The following is a 14,282-nucleotide window of genomic DNA, read 5'->3' as shown; positions in this document are numbered from 1 at the left end:
CGCATGCCTGCCATGCGGGCATAATTCATTGCAGAATGCCCGGTCTTTGACCATATGGAGGGAGACACCGAGACGTTTCCCCGTTTCGGCTGTTCCCCTCTGGAAGGTTCGCCGCTTCGGCGGCGAAAACTTGGCCGGGTCCTTTTGGATCCGGCCATTTTCTTTTTCGTTCCTGCCGCCGCCGCAAATGAAAACGGCCGGCACCAGGGGGCCGGCCGTTTCATCTTCCGTCGGCCGTCTCTTACATGAACAGCTTGTTGCCTTCGCCCGCGAGGCCCTTGTAGAGGCCCGCGACCTCTTCGCCATAGCCATTATAGATCAGCGTCGGGCGGCGCTCGCCGGTGCCGATGTCGCGCTCGGTGGCCTGGCTCCAGCGCGGATGCGGCACCGCCGGGTTCACATTGGCCCAGAAGCCGTATTCCCGGCCCTGCACCTGCTCCCACAGCCCGACCGGCCGCTCCGCGACGAAGGAGATGCGCACGATCGACTTCACCGACTTGAAGCCGTATTTCCACGGCACGGCGAGGCGCAGCGGCGCACCGAACTGGTTGGGCGCGGGCTTGCCGTAAATGCCGGTGACCAGAAAGGCGAGGTCGTTATTGGCCTCCGCCATGGTGAGCCCGTCAATATACGGCCAGGGGTAGATGAAGCGCCGCTGGCCGAGCGCCACTTCCGGGTTCATAAAGGTCTCGAAGCGCACATATTTGGCGCCCGACAGCGGCTTGGCATAGGCGACGAGCGCCTTCACCGGAAAGCCGGTCCACGGCACGGTCATCGACCATGCCTCGACGCAGCGATGGCGGTAGATGCGCTCCTCCAGCGACATGGCACGGATGAGGTCGTCGATGCCGACCTCGCGCGGCGTCTCGACCATTCCGTCGATCTTCACCGTCCACGGCCGGCGCGGCATGCGCGCGGCGACGTCGGCGATCTGGTAGGCGGAGCGCTCGGAGCCGAATTCGTAGAAGTTGTTGTAGTTGCCGGAAATCTCCTCCGGCGTGATCGGCCGGTCGCCGGCGGTGAAGGCGGGGTTCTTGCGCGCCGGGTAGAGATCCCGGGTCGGGTCGTTGGCCGGGTCGCCGGGGGCCGGCGCGGCATCGGCGAACGGGGAGAGCGCCGCGGACAGGCCGGCGACCCCCAGCAGGCCGACGCCCGCGCCGAGCAGGTTGCGGCGGGACAGATAGGTGGCTTCGGGCGTGACCGCGCTCTCTGGCAGGTCCCAGGACCGGCGACGGCGTATCGGCATGGCAGGCTCCTCTTGGATGACAAGGAGAGTACGCTGGAACCGGCCGGTTTATTTCAGACGCTGTTTCAATTTCTCGTGCAAAATGAAAGAAGGCCCGGCGGGATGCGCCGGGCCTCGGGGCTTTTTCAGCTTATGCCGGCGCGGTCCCGTGGGACCGGGCGCCGCTCGGTTCACTTGGAAACGAGGCGCAGGTCGCCGACGCCGAGCGCGACATTGACGCCGGTCTGGCCTTCGATGCTGACCGGCTGCAGGGCGATGGTCTTGTTCGAGCCGCCGACCAGCACGTTGCCGGCCACGCCGACGCCGAGCGCCACGCTGCCGGAGACGCCGACATAGGTGCCGTCGAGATCGGACGAGCGCACGCCCCTGGACGGCGCCAGCACGCTCCACAGCAGGATGTTGCGGCCGGTCACGCCGAGGTCGAGACCCCAGCGGCGAATGCTGCCTTCATAGGCGTACTTCTTGCCGCGGACGCTGGTGAAGGTGCAGGCGAGCGTACGCTTGGAACCGATGATGAAGCTCACCGACTTCGAACCCGTGCAGGCAAGCGAACCGGCCTCGACCCGCTTGGTCTGGGCGGACGCGGGCGCGGCGACCAGGGTGGCGGCGCCGGCAACAAGCGCAGTGGCGAGCAGCCCGCGCGACAGAACAGTACGGAACATGCAGATCTCCTGACGATGGCGCGCAGCCGGCTCTCGGGAACCGGCGCCCCCCGCCCCTTGGCGCTTGCCGGCCGGGGCGCGCCTCCCGGCCGGTCAATACCCTTCTACCTCAGCGGAGCGAGCCGCAGAAGCGCTGGATTCGCAGGCACGCCTCCTCCAGATCCTTGGTGGAGGTCGCGTAGGAAATGCGGAAGGCCGGCCCGAGACCGAAGGCCGAGCCATGCACCACCGCCACGCCCTCGGCCTCCAGCAGTTCGGAGGCGAAGGTCTCGTCGGTGTCGATCACCTTGCCGCCCGCCGTCGCCTTGCCGATCAGCCCGGCGCAGGAGGGGTAGACATAGAACGCGCCTTCCGGCTTCGGGCAGGTGAGGCCGGTGGCCTGGTTCAGCATCGAGACCACGAGGTCGCGGCGTTCCTTGAACACCTTGTTATTGGCGACGATGAAGTCCTGCGGCCCGTTCAGCGCCTCGACCGCCGCCCACTGGGCGATGGAGTTGGGGTTCGAGGTCGACTGCGACTGCAGCGTGCCGATGGCCTTGATCAGCGCCTGCGGACCGGCGGCATAGCCGATGCGCCAGCCGGTCATGCAATACGCCTTGGAGACGCCGTTCATGGTCAGCGTGCGATCATAGAGCGCCGGCTCGACCTGCGCCGGGGTGACGAACTCGAAGTCGTCGTAGACGAGGTGCTCATACATGTCGTCGGTAAGAATCCAGACATGCGGGTGCTTCACCAGCACGTCGGTGAGCGCCTTCATCTCGGTCCGCGAATAGGCCGAGCCGGTCGGGTTGGACGGCGAGTTGAAGATCAGCCACTTGGTCTTCGGCGTGATCGCGGCTTCGAGCATCTCGGGCTTCAGCTTGAAATTGTCCTCGAGCTTCGTCTCCACCGGCACCGGGGTGCCGCCGCAGAACTGCACGATATCGGGATAGCTGACCCAGTACGGCGCCGGGATGATCACCTCGTCGCCGGCATCGACGGTCGCCACCAGCGCGTTGAACAGCACCTGCTTGCCGCCGGTGCCGACGGTGACCTGGCTCGTCGTGTAGTCGAGGCCGTTCTCGCGCTTGAACTTGGCGACGATCGCCGCCTTCAGCTCGGGAATGCCGTCCACCGCGGTGTAGCGGGTCTGGCCGTCGCGGATCGCCTTGATGGCGGCTTCCTTGATGTTGTCCGGCGTCTCGAAATCGGGTTCGCCGGCCGCGAGCGCGATCACGTCTCGCCCGGCCGCTTTCAGCTCGCGCGCCTTGTTGGAAATGGCGATGGTCTGCGAGGGATTGATGCGCTTCAGGGCGGCGGATATCAGGCTCATGGCCGGTCTCCCGTGAGGTGTTTTGCGCGCGACAACTAGTCGAGCCCTTGCGCCCCGGCAAGCGATTCCCTACCTGCGAGCGGCGTCGGCACCGCGATTTCCTGAAGCGGTGCCTTTCGAGACCGATCTGCCGGAGTTTTCTGCATGCTCAAGATCTACGCCATGCAGAGTTCCGGCAACTCCTACAAGGTGCGGCTGCTGCTCTCCCGGCTCGGCCTGCCGTTCGAGCTGGTCGATGTCGACCTGCTGCGCGGGGAGAACCGCACGCCCGAATTCCTGATGAGGAACCCGGAAGGCCGGGTGCCGCTGCTGGAACTGCCGGGCGGACGCTACCTGCCGGAATCCAACGCCATCCTGTTCTACCTCGCCGACGGCACGCCATTGCTGCCCAACGATCCGCTGGGGCGGGCGGAGGCGCTGCGCTGGATGTTCTTCGAGCAGCACAGCGTCGATTCCTCCATCGGCGCGGCGCGCTTCTGGCTCAGGCTGGTGCGCGGCGGGCGCGACCTGCGCACCCACGACATCGACCGCTGGATGGAGGAAGGCTATGCCGCGCTGGGCGTCATGGAACGCCACCTCGCACGCCGCCCCTTCTTCATCGACGGCACCCTGACCGTCGCCGATATCGCGCTCTATGCCCATACCCATCTGGCACAGGAAGGCGACTTCGATCTCGGCTCCTTCCCGGCCCTGCGTGGCTGGCTCGACCGGGTGGCGGCACAGCCCGGCCATGTCGGCATGGAGTGGCGCCCGGAAGACGTCGCCCGACAGGTTAACATCGCTTAACCAATTGCCTCGAAATGGCCCCGAAATGGCACCGGCTTGCGCAAACCGGCGTCCAGCCGGAGCCGCCTTCCCCTCCCAACTTACCGTCACCAAAGGGGCACCAGCCCGGACGGATCGAAGGGAGTTCGCCATGTCGGACCAGATGTCGAGCCAGATACCTGCCTCCCCAGCGCCCCGCAGCGGCAAGGCCGACGCGACGCGCCATACGGCTGGCCGGCGGCTGCGACGTGCCGCCATGGAAGCCGGCGTCGTATTGTCGCTGACCTTCGCCATCGTCGCTGTGCTGTGCATGTTCGGCCTGCAGCGGGCTTCCGCCTTCGAGATCACCCATGGTGCCGCCTCGGACGGGCGCCTTGCTGTCGGCGCCGTGCTGCTGGCGGCCTTTGTCGGCCTGTGCGGCCTCACCACCTTCATGCTGCGCAACACGCTGCAGAGCGCCGGCCAGTGGTCCCGTATCGACCGGCGGCAGGGCTGAAATCAGCCGGTGACCGCCGGGCGCGCCGCCGCGCCCCGTCCCTGTTCCGTAACGGCATTATGCGGCTGTCGCCGGTTGGCGCGCTGCGCCAGGTGCTCTAACCATACGGTTCGGAATCGAACCCGGAGCGCCCCGTGAGTCCGCCGATACACACCCTGGTCCGTGTCCTGGCCGGTGTCCTGGCCCGCCCTCCGGCCAGCTTCGCCGGCCGGCTGCTCGCCTCACTCGTCCTGGTGACCTGCCTTGCCGCCACGCCGGCCGCCGTTCCGGCCGCCGCGCAATCGCTGCAGGCGCCGGTGCAGGTGCCCTCCTCCATCGGCCCGCTGAGTGTCGAGACCGTCGCCGGGGGGCTGCGCAGCCCCTGGGGCCTCGCCTTCCTGCCCGACGGCCGCATGCTGGTGACCGAGCGGCCCGGGGCGTTGCGCATCGTCAGCAGGAGCGGCACCGTCTCCGCCCCGGTGGCCGGCGTGCCGCCGGTGTTCGCCCGCGGACAGGGCGGCCTGCTCGATGTGGCGCTGGCGCCGGATTTCGATAGTAGCCGGCTTATCTTCCTCTCCTATGCCGAGCCGCGCGAGGGCGCCTCCGGCACTTCGGTGGCGCGCGGGCGGCTGGTCGAGATGGGCGGCGACGCCCGGCTGGAGGATGTCGAGGTGATCTTCCGCCAGTCGCCGGCGGCGGGCGGCAGCAATCATTACGGCTCGCGGCTGGTCTTCGCCCGCGACGGCACGCTCTTCGTCACGCTGGGCGACCGCTACTCGCAGCGCGAGCAGGCGCAGAATCTCTCCAACCACATCGGCAAGATCGTCCGCATTACCCCGGATGGCACGGCGCCGAACGATAACCCGTTCCGCGGGCGCAACGGCGCGCGGCCGGAGATCTGGAGCTACGGCCACCGCAACGTGCAGGGGGCGGCGCTCGACCCCGCCACCGGACGGTTGTGGACCATCGAGCACGGCGCGCGCGGCGGCGACGAGTTGAACCGTCCGCAGGCCGGCAGGAACTATGGCTGGCCGGTCATTTCCTATGGCCGCGACTATTCCGGCGCCAAGATCGGCGAAGGCACGGAAAAGCCGGGGATGGAACAGCCGGTGAAATACTGGGACCCCTCTTTCGCCCCCTCGGGCCTCGCCTTCTACACCGGCACGCTGATGCCCGAATGGAAGGGCGACCTGTTCGCCGGTGGCCTCGCCGGCACGCGGCTGGTGCGGCTGCGGCTCGACGCGGCGCGCGAACGCGTCACCGGGGAGGAAGTACTGCTTGGCGGCCTCAATGCCCGCATCCGCGACGTCCGCCAGGGACCGGACGACGCGCTGTGGCTGCTCACCGACGATCCCTCCAACGGGCGCCTGCTGCGCGTCGCCCCGGCGGACTGAGCCTCACGTCCATTTCTGGAAGATGAAGAACGCGCCCAGCGCGATGAAGCCGAAGCCGATCAGGTGGTTCCAGTGGAACGGCTCCTTCAGCCACAGCACCGAGAAGCCGGCGAACACCACCAGGGTGATGACTTCCTGCATGGTCTTGAGTTCCACCGTCGAATAGACCGCGGAGCCGTAGCGGTTGGCCGGCACGGCGAGGCAGTACTCGAAGAAGGCGATGCCCCAGCTCGCCAGTATGGCGATCAGCAGCGGCGACGATTTGTGCTTGAGATGGCCGTACCAGGCGAACGTCATGAAGACGTTGGAGGCGAACAGCAGCAGGATCGGCGTCAGCGTGGGCGGCAGCAGCGACGACAGAGCGGGCATGGGGGGATTCCGGTTGCGATGCGCCGAGCATCACCGCCGGCCGGCCGCCGTCAATGGCCGGCTTCCGTGGGCCTCACAGTTCGGCCCAGTGGCGCAGCAGGTTGTGATAGACATTGGCCAGCGACAGCACGCTGGGGTCGTCGTCCGGCAGCCTCGCCCGCGTGCCCATGATGGCGCGGTCGAGGTCATAGAGCATGGTGCGCCGCTCCTGGTCCTTGATCATCGACTGTGACCAGAAGAACGAGCCCCAGCGGCTGCCGCGGGTGATCTCGTTGACGCTGTGCAGGCTGGCGGCGGGATAGACCACCGCGTGCCCCGCCGGCAGCTTCACCTCATGAGCGCCATAGGTGTCCTCGATGACGAGTTCGCCGCCGTCATATTCCTCCGGCGCGGTCAGGAAGATGGTGGTGGAGACATCCGCCCGCATCCGCATGCCGGTGCCGGGAACGGCGCGGATCGAGCCGTCGACATGGGCGCCGAACTTCATGCCGACATCGTAGCGGTTGAACATCGGCGGCAGCACGCGCAGCGGCATCACCGCCGAATTGAAGATCGGGTTGCGCCCCAGCGCCCGCAGCACGATGTCGCCCAGCTCGGCCGCCTCTTTCGACTCCACCGGAATCTGCAGGTTGAGCTTGCTCAGCGCCGCCTGCTGGCCGGCGGTGACGCGCCCGTCCACCCATGGCGAGGCCTCCAGCACGCGCCGGCAACGGGCCACTTCATCGGGGGTCAGGATGTCCGGAATCTGGATCAGCATCGCTCGGTCCGTTCAACGAAAAGAGGGGGAAAGCCGGCACAGCGGCCTTCCCCCGAGATGCGACGGTCACGTCGTGATCGCGGCGATCAGAAGGTCGCCCCCACGGTGAGGGTAAAGGTGCGCCCGGCGGAAGGCACGGCGCGATTGCCCCAGCCGGCCGCGTAGTTCAGCTCGTCGGTCAGGTTGTAGGCGTTCAGCGCGATGCGGTAGTTCTCGTATTCGTAGGAAATGAGCGCATCCAGCGAGAAGGTTTCCGGGATGATCGCGGTGTTGGCGCTGTTGGTGTAGTACTCGCTGGCATAGGTTATGCCGCCGCCGATCATCAGCTTGCCCGGGACCTGCGTCAGCACGTCCTGGGTCAGCTCATAGGTGGTCCAGAGCGTGAAATTGTTCTCCGAGACGAAGGGCACGTCGTTGCCGATATAGCTCGCCGTCGTCGAGGTCTGGATCTCGCTGTCGTAATAGGCATAGGCGGCCTGGATGGTCCAGGCGCGGGTGATGTTGCCGGTCATGCCCAGCTCGACGCCCTGCACGCGCTGGTTCTCGCCGGTCTCGACGGTGTCGAAGGTGATGGGATCGACATAGTAGGCATTGCTCTTGTCGACCCGGAACAGCGAACCGGTGAAGCCGAGCCGTCCGTCCGGCGTCGAGACCTTGAAGCCGATCTCGTAGGTCTCGTTCTCTTCCGGCTCAAGGTTGTTCTGCGTCGGGTTGACCACGGTGATGTCGTTGGTCGGGAACATGCCCTGCGGCGAGTAGGAGCGCGCCCAGGAGGCATAGTAGGTCTGGTTCGCCGTCGGCTCCCAGATGACGCTCGCCTTCGGGCTGGAGAACTGGGTGGTGCTCTCGGCGTTGGTCCAGCTGTCGCTGCCGTTGGCGCAGGTGGCGCCCACGCACCAGAAGCTGTAGTCGGCCGAGTAGCTGTCGTAGCGGATACCGCCGAGGATCGAGAGCTGCTCGGTCAGCCAGATGCGGTCACTGACGAAGGCGCCGAAATCGGTTGCGGTCGACTCCCGCTGGCCATTGTTGCCGAGCGGGTTCGCGTAGAGGAAATAGCCGGTGGTGTTGGCGTAGATCGGGTTCCTGATGGTGGAGGTGCCCTTGTCGCCGGCCACCGAGATCAGCGTGCGCTCGTCGTCGACGATGTACATGTCGATGCCGGCCACCACTTCGTGGCGCAGGAAGCCGGTGTTGAACTTGGCGATGGCGGTGGTGACGTTCTGGCCCGACCAGCTGGTCTGGTCGAAGCCCGGATTGCCGCCGCCGAAGGAGATATCCGGGTTCCCGCCGTTCAGGAACTCATGGACGCAGCTGCCATCGTACTGCGCCTCGGTCGGCTCCTGACCACGCGCACCGCCGTTCGAGCAGCCCGGCACCGTGGTGGCGAAGTTGCGGGTGTAATAGCCGACGCGCGAATCGTTGGTGATGGTCAGCCAGTCGTTCACCTCGCGCCTGAAGTTGGCGGTGAACATGTTGGCTTCGGTGTCGTCGTGGTCCGTCACCTTGCCGTAGAAGGTGGAGCGCGGGACGCCCCACTCGGTCACCGGCTTGCCGAGCGAGCCGTAGCGCGCGACGTCGCCATATTTCGGCGTGACGATCGGCACGCCGTAATCGGGGGTGCGCGAGCCGTTCTGGTAGAGATAGTTCAGGTGCAGGGTCTGGTCGGTGCCGAGGCCGAAGCCGAGATCGGCCATGATGCCGTAGCGGTTCGATTCGACATGGTCGCGGTCGGCCACGTCCTGCTCGTTGACCATGCCGACGACGCGCAGGGCGGTGGTCTCGTCGAGCTGCTTGTTGATGTCGAACACGCCGCGATAGAGCGGGCCGGTACCGAACTGGCCCTCGATGTCGGTCTTGTCGCCGAGATGCGCCTGCTTGAGCGTGGAGTTGATCGCGCCGCCGGTGGTGCCGGCGCCGAAGCTCTCGGAAGACGGGCCCTTGAGCACCTCGACGCTCTCATAGGCGAAGCTGTCGCGCACATAGACGCCGAAATCGCGCAGGCCGTTGATGTAGACGTCGCCCTTGGACTGGAAGCCGCGGATGCGGAACTGGTCGCCATTCATGCCGCCGCCGCCCTCGCCAATGCCGACGGTGACACCCGGCACGTTGCGCAGCGCCTGTTCGAGCGTGGTCACGCCCTGTTCCTGCATGGTCTGCTGGGTGATGACCTGAACGGTCTGCGGGATGTCCTGGACCCGGCCGGGCAGGCGCGAAATGCCGGTCGTGGCCTCCAGCGTGTTCGCCTGCGCGTTTTCACCTTCGACCGTCACGGTCGGCAGTTCTTCCCCGGTGGCGGGCGTCGCCGCCTGCTGCGCCTGCGCGGCGAACATCGGCAGCGCCGACATGGTCACGGCGAGCCCCGCCGTCCAGGCCGCGTTGGGGGAAGTATCGCGCAGCGTCCTCAAGGTCTTCATCTGATCCCAGCCCCTTATGTTTCGTTTTTTTGCTCATATCCACGAATCCAAAGCGCTTCAAACGTTATGTTTTTTATGTGTTCCAACATAGACAAGGTAGAATAGCTAAAAACAGTAGTTTTTAATTATTCAAAACACAGCCTATACCCATCCCTCCAGAACATTTCGCTATTGAGATTATACGGAACAAGGATAATGAACGGCCCGTGCGCGCCAATACGGCCGCGCGGGCACGCGCAGAACGGCGGCAACGGCATGCGGGACGGCTGGATTTCCTTCACAGAGCTGACACAGATCGGCCCCGAACTGTTGCACGCGCGCATCAGTGAGAACCCCCGCCAGGCCGCCCGCTGGGTGGAGGCGGCGGCGCTGAACGGAATCGTCAATGCCCAGATCGCCTGGGGCCAGATGCTGGTGGACGGGCACGGCGTGGCGCGGGACCCCGAAGCCGCCCTGCGCTGGTTCCACGTCGCCGCCGCCGCTGGCAGCGCCGAGGGACTGAACATGGTCGGGCGGTGCCACGAACTCGGCTGGGGCGTGGCCGCCGATTCCGCGCGCGCGGCGCCCTATTATCGTCAGGCGGCGGAAGCCGGCCATGGCTGGGCGCAGTTCAACCTCGCCACGCTGCTGCTCGATGGCCGGGGCACCGTGGCCGACCGCGCGCAGGCGCTGCGCTGGTACGCGCGCGCCGCCCGGGGTGGAAATGCCAAGGCCATGACCATGGTCGGCCGCTATCTCGAACTCGGCTGGGACCGCCCGGCCCGGCCGGCGGCGGCGCTGCGCTGGTACCGGCGGGGCGCCGAGGGCGGCGACTACCGGGGCCAGTTCGACTATGCCCGCCTGCTGCTGGAGCGCACCGGGCGGCTCGACGTGGCCCGGATCTGGTTCGCCCGCTCCATCGAGGCCGGCGTGCCGGCCTTCTGCCGCCATGTCGGCGCAGCGTTGCGCGGCGCCCCCCACCCGCAACTGCACCGCCTCGCCCTGCGGGCGCTGGAACGGGCGGCGGAGAGCGGCGCGCCGCAGGATCTGCGCGCGCTCGGCGCCGGGCTGGCGCAGGGGCTCGGGGGACATCCCGACCCGCAGGGCGCGGCCCGCGCCTTCCGGCACGCCCGCGACGCGGAATCCGCCGGCCGCGCCGCCCTCGCCGCCCCCGCCACAGGGCGACCTTCGCGCGGCGCGCGGGCATGGCTGCGCGCCGCGCTGCGGGCGCTCGCCGCCGCGGCCCGGCAGCCGCGCGGCATCATCGGCAAATCATAGTATTCCGTGCCGCCTCTACGCGAAAACCAGGGTCCGGCCGGACACCGCCCGAGGCATGTCCCCGCCCTCCCAGCCGTGTCGCCAGGCGCGTCGCTCGCGGGCGGGTGTCTGTTCCTTCAAGGAACGCCTTTGCGCGACCGCGATTGCAAGGGAGTATCCATTGCCCCGCGAATCCGGTTTTCCCCATGCCCCATCTTCTCGTGCTTCTCAACGCCAATGCCGGCACCCTGCTCGACCGCGACGCCGAGGAGGTGCGCGCCCTGGTGGCCGACGGACTCGACGGCGAGGGGCGGACCGTCGAGGTCCACCTGCTGCGCGGCAAGGACCTGCTGAAGGCCATTCGCGGCTCCGGAACGGGTGCGCACGAGACCGTCATCGTCGGCGGCGGCGACGGCAGCGTGAGCCTGGCGGTGCAGAGCCTGGAAGGCACCGGCAAGACGCTGGGCATCCTTCCTCTCGGCACCCTCAACCTGCTGGCCACCGATATCGGCATGCCGCGCGAACTGCCCGCCGCCATCCTCGCCCTGCGCGGCGCGCAGGCGGCGGAGATCGACATCGCGACGCTGAACGGGCGGCGCTTCCACACCATTTCCGGCATGGGCTTCTTCAGCCAGATGGCCCGCGCCCGCGAAACCGCCCGCCGCTGGGGGCTCTGGCGCTTTCTCGCCGTCGCCATCGCCGCCGTCTACGCGCTGCGCCGCAGCGGGCGCTTCGACCTTGAGGTGACGGTGGACGGCGTGCCGCACCGCTTCGATGCCTTCGCCGCGCTGCTGTCGGTCAACCGCTTCACCGGCCCGGGCTGGCGGCGCAGCCGGCTCGACGAGGGCGTGCTCGAACTCACCGTCGCCGAGGATCGCGGCGCACTGGCGCTGCTGAAGGCGGGCGCCGACATGGTGACCGACAATTGGCGCGACAATCCCGGCATCATCAGCCTCACCGGCCGCGACATCGTCCTGCGCCGCCCCAACCGCGCCCGCAGCTGGGTCTCGACCGACGGCGAACTCGGCCGCGAGGCGATGCCGCTCACCTACAGGATCGTGCCGCGCGGGCTGAAGCTGCTAATCCCGCAGCGCGACGGAAGCGACCCCGAAACCGCCGGGACCTCCGTGGCCCCGGCGTCGCGGTCGGCCCGGCTTCAGAGCGGCTCGATCTCGTAGACCACGGTGACGCCGGCGCGGACCTGCGTCTCGCCGGCCTCGACCGGGACCGAATCCATCTTCGGCGCGCGGGCCGCCATCATCATCTGCGGCATCGGCCGCACCCCGCCCTCGCCGGCGATGGAAATGACCCGCACCAGCCGCACCCCGGCGGCCTCGGCGATGATGCCGGCCTGGTGGCGGGCATCCTTCACCGCCGCGACACGGGCCTCGTCTTCCAGCTTGCCCGGCTCGGCGATGTCGAAGGTGATGCCGCCGATCTGGTTGGCGCCGCTGGTCACCAACTGGTCGAGCAGGTCGCCCAGCTTGCCGAGATCGCGCAGCTGCACGGTCACCGCATTGGTCACCTGATAGCCGGCGATGCGTAGCGCGTCGTCCTCCTTCTTCTGCGGCGCATAGCGCGGCTGCACCGAGAATCCGGAGGTGGAGATGTCGCGCGCCTCGATGCCGGCCGCCTTGATCGAGTCGATCATCGCCGCCACGGCGCCGGAATTGGCATCGAGCGCCTCGCGTGCGGTCTTGCCTTCGCTCACCACGCCGGAGGTGAGGGTCGCCATGTCCGGCGCCGCGCTCGCCTTGCCCTCGCCGGAGACCGTGAGGGTGGCCCGGCGCGGCGAACTGGCGATGTCCTGCGCGGCGAGCGGCGACAGGCTGGCGAGCAGCGCGGCGGCGCACAGGGTGGCGCGGATGAGCTTCATGTCTTTCACTTCCTTGAACGTGCCGGCGTGGCTTGGAACCCGTCGGCGCCTGGTCTGACCTGCCGGAATGACGGTGCGGCACGCCAGAGCACTTCGCGAAGGCGGCGGGATTGCGGCGGCGCCGGCCGAACGCGTATCTGGTCGCGCTTTCCGCACCTTCCCACAGGCCGTGTCAACGCCGACGTGGACGAACGGCCCGGCACGGTTGGCGCGGGCGCGCCCCTTTGCTAGTTTCCCTCGCCCGCCACTCCGGCGCGCCCTCGGACGGGCCTGTAGCTCAATGGTTAGAGCCGACCGCTCATAACGGTCTGGTTGCAGGTTCGAGTCCTGCCGGGCCCACCAATCCCTTGAGAAAGCCGCGCCGATTTCCGGCCCTGGGGAACCTTGAGCGGCGGCCGCTGTCGGGCGGGGCCGCTGCGCCCCGCCCTGCGCGCAAAATCGTGGAACCTTTTCGTTCACCCATTGTTAACGATTGTTACAATGGGGAGGTTAGCCCATGGTTGCTCAGCCCATGCTTGCCCGGAAATTTGACGTCGAGCCCTCGAGCATCGCCTTCGACCGCCGGCAAGGTCGTCTTGCGATGAAGCTCCAGACCGTCGTGCCGACCTATGACGAGGCCGCCGCCATTATTCACGGCTGGGCCGTGATGTCGGGCTGTCCGGATATTCGCCGGTTGGTGGTCGAGATCGAGGTCGACGCGACGCCGCTTGTCCCGACCATCGGAGGCGACGCTGGCTAGAGCGTTTTCGAGCGAAGTGGGTTCCGGTTCGCGTGAAGAAAATGCGTAAAAACAAACACCTGGAGCCCGTCCGATAACCGGCTTTCACCGGACGGACTCCAGGGGCGGGAACAAGCGGCGACGCGCCGCGTTTCCCCCACCCGACTCAGGAGCACACTCATGGCCAGCACCTCCGAATTCGACGCCATCTCGAAAGATCTGGACGCCCTCCGCCGCGACGTCGCCAAGCTCGCGGGGGCGATGGCCAGCCGGGGCAGCGACGGCATACGCCATTATGCAGGCCGGTACGCCCGCCACGGTGCCTCCCGCGCCGGCGCCGCGCTCGACTACGCCGCGGCAGGCGGCGCCGATTTTCTCGAGGGAGCCGGCAGCCACGCCCGGCACGCCGCCGACGAGGTGGCGGAGCAGGTCCGGCGGCATCCCGCCGTGGCATTTGCCGGCCTGCTCACAATCGGCATGCTTGCCTATCTGGCGGCGTGCCGGAGGTAGGTGCCGATCCCCCCCGGCCGTGGCGGCGGCGCGCCGGCACGGCCATGGCGGCCGCCCCTTCCGTGCGGAACCGCACACACACCGAAGGCGCGCAGCGCTCGTCCCTGACGTCCGGTGCCGCGTCGACATCCCGACACCGCCCCGTTCCACCGATGACGAGCGCCGCGACAAGGTCCTGTCATGCCCGCCTCCTTCTCCCTGCACGTCCTGGCCATGTCGGCGTTTGCCGCCCTCCTCGCCCTGCCGGCCGCGCCGGCGCAGGCGCAGGTCATGCCCAACTCGCTCTCCATGAGCTGCGCGCAGGCGCGGGCGCTGGTGCGGCGGGAGGGCGCCGTGGTCATCGGCACCGGGCCGAACCTCTATGACCGCTTCGTCACCGATGCCGGCTATTGCCGGTCGAAGCGCTCCAAGCCGGCCTGGATCCCGACCCGCGACGAGGCGCAGTGCCTGGTCGGCCAGCTCTGCCGCGAGCGGCGCTTCAGGTGGCGGTGAGCCGGAGCCGGGCTTCAGTGCCCGCAGGTATCATCGCCGCGTCATAAACGGTTGCG

General features: G+C 67.8%; 15 protein-coding genes and 1 tRNA gene. 9 read left to right on the top strand and 7 right to left on the bottom strand.

The genetic code is table 11. The features are described from left to right. Positions 1 to 241: 241 nt before the first annotated feature. From msrP to KHC23_RS09320, 3 genes are all read right to left on the bottom strand, one after another. A complete protein-coding gene (gene msrP, locus KHC23_RS09330) occupies positions 242 to 1,246 on the bottom strand; it encodes a protein-methionine-sulfoxide reductase catalytic subunit MsrP (protein WP_213371771.1) in 1,005 nt (334 codons plus the stop codon). Positions 1,247 to 1,416: 170 nt separating this feature from the next. Continuing rightward, entirely contained in the window at positions 1,417 to 1,908 is a 492-nt protein-coding gene (locus KHC23_RS09325; RefSeq protein ID WP_213371769.1) for a DUF992 domain-containing protein, read from the bottom strand. Between the two features lie 109 nt (positions 1,909 to 2,017). Further along, positions 2,018 to 3,220: a pyridoxal phosphate-dependent aminotransferase gene (locus KHC23_RS09320; protein ID WP_213371767.1), complete on the bottom strand. Its 1,203-nt coding sequence runs from the start codon at positions 3,218 to 3,220 to the stop codon at positions 2,018 to 2,020. 144 nt (positions 3,221 to 3,364) lie between these two features. Between KHC23_RS09320 and KHC23_RS09315 the strand changes: the two genes are divergently transcribed. From KHC23_RS09315 to KHC23_RS09305, 3 genes are all read left to right on the top strand, one after another. Beyond that, a complete protein-coding gene (locus KHC23_RS09315; protein ID WP_213371765.1) occupies positions 3,365 to 4,006 on the top strand; it encodes a glutathione S-transferase family protein in 642 nt (213 codons plus the stop codon). A gap of 130 nt (positions 4,007 to 4,136) precedes the next feature. Next, complete coding sequence (locus KHC23_RS09310; RefSeq protein ID WP_213371763.1) at positions 4,137 to 4,481, top strand: hypothetical protein; 345 nt, start codon at positions 4,137 to 4,139, stop codon at positions 4,479 to 4,481. A 212-nt stretch (positions 4,482 to 4,693) separates the two neighbouring features. Next, positions 4,694 to 5,854, top strand: coding sequence for a PQQ-dependent sugar dehydrogenase (locus KHC23_RS09305; RefSeq protein WP_373878506.1), 1,161 nt, complete (start codon positions 4,694 to 4,696; stop codon positions 5,852 to 5,854). Between the two features lie 3 nt (positions 5,855 to 5,857). Here the strand turns inward: KHC23_RS09305 and KHC23_RS09300 are convergent, their stop codons facing one another. The 3 genes from KHC23_RS09300 to KHC23_RS09290 all read right to left on the bottom strand — a co-directional run bounded on the left by KHC23_RS09300 (position 5,858) and on the right by KHC23_RS09290 (position 9,394). Next, positions 5,858 to 6,223, bottom strand: coding sequence for a DMT family protein (locus KHC23_RS09300; RefSeq protein WP_213371761.1), 366 nt, complete (start codon positions 6,221 to 6,223; stop codon positions 5,858 to 5,860). Positions 6,224 to 6,296: 73 nt separating this feature from the next. Further along, complete coding sequence (locus KHC23_RS09295) at positions 6,297 to 6,980, bottom strand: Fe2+-dependent dioxygenase (protein ID WP_213371759.1); 684 nt, start codon at positions 6,978 to 6,980, stop codon at positions 6,297 to 6,299. A gap of 86 nt (positions 6,981 to 7,066) precedes the next feature. After that, positions 7,067 to 9,394, bottom strand: coding sequence for a TonB-dependent receptor (locus KHC23_RS09290; protein WP_246544490.1), 2,328 nt, complete (start codon positions 9,392 to 9,394; stop codon positions 7,067 to 7,069). Between the two features lie 195 nt (positions 9,395 to 9,589). Between KHC23_RS09290 and KHC23_RS09285 the strand changes: the two genes are divergently transcribed. Both KHC23_RS09285 and KHC23_RS09280 read left to right on the top strand, forming a co-directional pair. Beyond that, a complete protein-coding gene (locus tag KHC23_RS09285) occupies positions 9,590 to 10,651 on the top strand; it encodes a tetratricopeptide repeat protein (RefSeq protein WP_246544489.1) in 1,062 nt (353 codons plus the stop codon). Between the two features lie 185 nt (positions 10,652 to 10,836). Then, the gene (locus KHC23_RS09280) at positions 10,837 to 11,808 is read left to right on the top strand and encodes a diacylglycerol/lipid kinase family protein (RefSeq protein WP_213371758.1); all 972 of its coding nucleotides are present in this window, start codon (positions 10,837 to 10,839) and stop codon (positions 11,806 to 11,808) included. Here the strand turns inward: KHC23_RS09280 and KHC23_RS09275 are convergent. Further along, complete coding sequence (locus KHC23_RS09275) at positions 11,787 to 12,506, bottom strand: SIMPL domain-containing protein (RefSeq protein ID WP_213371756.1); 720 nt, start codon at positions 12,504 to 12,506, stop codon at positions 11,787 to 11,789. The genes KHC23_RS09280 and KHC23_RS09275 overlap by 22 nt on opposite strands. 266 nt (positions 12,507 to 12,772) lie before the next feature. On the opposite strand from KHC23_RS09275, the gene KHC23_RS09270 reads away from it, so the two are divergent. The 4 genes from KHC23_RS09270 (at position 12,773) to KHC23_RS09255 (ending at position 14,226) form a co-directional block, all read left to right on the top strand. Beyond that, a tRNA-Ile gene (locus KHC23_RS09270) sits at positions 12,773 to 12,848 on the top strand. Between the two features lie 154 nt (positions 12,849 to 13,002). Further along, positions 13,003 to 13,245, top strand: coding sequence for a hypothetical protein (locus tag KHC23_RS09265; protein WP_246544488.1), 243 nt, complete (start codon positions 13,003 to 13,005; stop codon positions 13,243 to 13,245). A gap of 159 nt (positions 13,246 to 13,404) precedes the next feature. Next, complete coding sequence (locus tag KHC23_RS09260) at positions 13,405 to 13,734, top strand: hypothetical protein (protein WP_213371754.1); 330 nt, start codon at positions 13,405 to 13,407, stop codon at positions 13,732 to 13,734. Between the two features lie 180 nt (positions 13,735 to 13,914). Continuing rightward, positions 13,915 to 14,226, top strand: a complete 312-nt coding sequence (locus KHC23_RS09255; RefSeq protein WP_246544487.1) for a hypothetical protein — start codon at positions 13,915 to 13,917, stop codon at positions 14,224 to 14,226. Positions 14,227 to 14,282: the final 56 nt, after the last annotated feature.

Source organism: Ancylobacter dichloromethanicus, assembly GCF_018390645.1.
GTDB lineage: Bacteria > Pseudomonadota > Alphaproteobacteria > Rhizobiales > Xanthobacteraceae > Ancylobacter > Ancylobacter dichloromethanicus.
Note: the sequence above shows the minus strand (reverse complement) of the source record. Positions and strands in the feature narration are given on the sequence as shown.

Coding starts and splice junctions, on each gene's coding strand:
- KHC23_RS09325 (WP_213371769.1), bottom strand. CDS start 1,908: ATGTTCCGTACTGTTCTGTCGCGCGGGCTGCTCGCCACTGCGCTTGTT.
- KHC23_RS09255 (WP_246544487.1), top strand. CDS start 13,915: ATGCCCGCCTCCTTCTCCCTGCACGTCCTGGCCATGTCGGCGTTTGCC.
- KHC23_RS09280 (WP_213371758.1), top strand. CDS start 10,837: ATGCCCCATCTTCTCGTGCTTCTCAACGCCAATGCCGGCACCCTGCTC.
- KHC23_RS09300 (WP_213371761.1), bottom strand. CDS start 6,223: ATGCCCGCTCTGTCGTCGCTGCTGCCGCCCACGCTGACGCCGATCCTG.
- KHC23_RS09285 (WP_246544489.1), top strand. CDS start 9,590: ATGAACGGCCCGTGCGCGCCAATACGGCCGCGCGGGCACGCGCAGAAC.
- KHC23_RS09320 (WP_213371767.1), bottom strand. CDS start 3,220: ATGAGCCTGATATCCGCCGCCCTGAAGCGCATCAATCCCTCGCAGACC.
- msrP (WP_213371771.1), bottom strand. CDS start 1,246: ATGCCGATACGCCGTCGCCGGTCCTGGGACCTGCCAGAGAGCGCGGTC.
- KHC23_RS09290 (WP_246544490.1), bottom strand. CDS start 9,394: ATGAAGACCTTGAGGACGCTGCGCGATACTTCCCCCAACGCGGCCTGG.
- KHC23_RS09295 (WP_213371759.1), bottom strand. CDS start 6,980: ATGCTGATCCAGATTCCGGACATCCTGACCCCCGATGAAGTGGCCCGT.
- KHC23_RS09260 (WP_213371754.1), top strand. CDS start 13,405: ATGGCCAGCACCTCCGAATTCGACGCCATCTCGAAAGATCTGGACGCC.
- KHC23_RS09275 (WP_213371756.1), bottom strand. CDS start 12,506: ATGAAGCTCATCCGCGCCACCCTGTGCGCCGCCGCGCTGCTCGCCAGC.
- KHC23_RS09315 (WP_213371765.1), top strand. CDS start 3,365: ATGCTCAAGATCTACGCCATGCAGAGTTCCGGCAACTCCTACAAGGTG.
- KHC23_RS09265 (WP_246544488.1), top strand. CDS start 13,003: ATGGTTGCTCAGCCCATGCTTGCCCGGAAATTTGACGTCGAGCCCTCG.
- KHC23_RS09310 (WP_213371763.1), top strand. CDS start 4,137: ATGTCGGACCAGATGTCGAGCCAGATACCTGCCTCCCCAGCGCCCCGC.